The organism is Mesorhizobium sp. M7D.F.Ca.US.004.03.1.1 (genome assembly GCF_003998635.1).
Classification (GTDB): domain Bacteria; phylum Pseudomonadota; class Alphaproteobacteria; order Rhizobiales; family Rhizobiaceae; genus Mesorhizobium; species Mesorhizobium loti.
In genome coordinates this window covers 1-738 of the sequence record NZ_RZQG01001568.1, presented here as the reverse complement: position 1 = coordinate 738, position 738 = coordinate 1, and the positions used below count along the sequence as shown (strand labels likewise).

The 738-nt window shown below is 60.2% G+C and carries 1 protein-coding gene; it reads right to left on the bottom strand.

The window, feature by feature from the left end; all coding sequences use genetic code 11:
* Window positions 1-86: 86 nt before the first annotated feature.
* Window positions 87-431 carry a hypothetical protein gene (locus EN935_RS38745; RefSeq protein WP_127374389.1) on the bottom strand — a complete coding sequence of 115 codons (345 nt, stop codon included), beginning with the start codon at window positions 429-431 and terminating at the stop codon, window positions 87-89.
* Window positions 432-738: the final 307 nt, after the last annotated feature.

Genomic DNA, 738 nt, shown 5'->3' with positions numbered 1-738 from the left:
CGGCAGGCTTTCAGCGCATGACGCGATCTTCGTGCCCACTTGCGCCTATGGCGGCGCCACACTGGTGGCCGAAGCCGGAGCGGACATCATCGTTGCCAGCCTGTCCGAGCCGTGAAGGTTGCGGTGTAGATGTTGAACTGATCCAGCCTGTGGGGCCGCCACCGGTCTTCGCGCCCACGTCGCATAGCCGCTGGTACCATCCATCGATGTCGTCGGGTGACGATGGTGACCATCGAGCCCGCCGGGTTGGACGGAAGGCCCTCGAAAACCTGGCACATCCCGAACGAGCTGTTGCGCGTCATCAGGTAGTTGCGGGCAATCGCCTCGTCGAGAGGCGGCTCGGGGCCGATCTTTTCCTCGTAGAAGCGGAAAGCCGCCTCTACATCCTTTGTATAGACCCACGAAACGTGGTGATCGATCGCGACGGCCATCGATCCTCCAGTTTTGCGGCCTGTCCCCTACCCCTGAAAGGCTCTAGCAGGCTGTTGAAAAACTGTTTTGTTCACGGAACGTATCAGAATCAGACCGAGCACAAACCAGATTCAAAACGGGTATCTCCGATCCTTCTTCCACACCCTGCTAGGTTGCAGCGTGAGTCCGTTCGGAGCGGCGGTGCAGGATCTCCAGCGCGGCCAGAAGAAGCACCGACAGAATTTTCAACAGCTTCGCGGCGGCCAGGATGGTCGGCCTGATCTGTTCGCGTATGCCGGAGACATTTGCCAGGGGACCGTCCGCTGC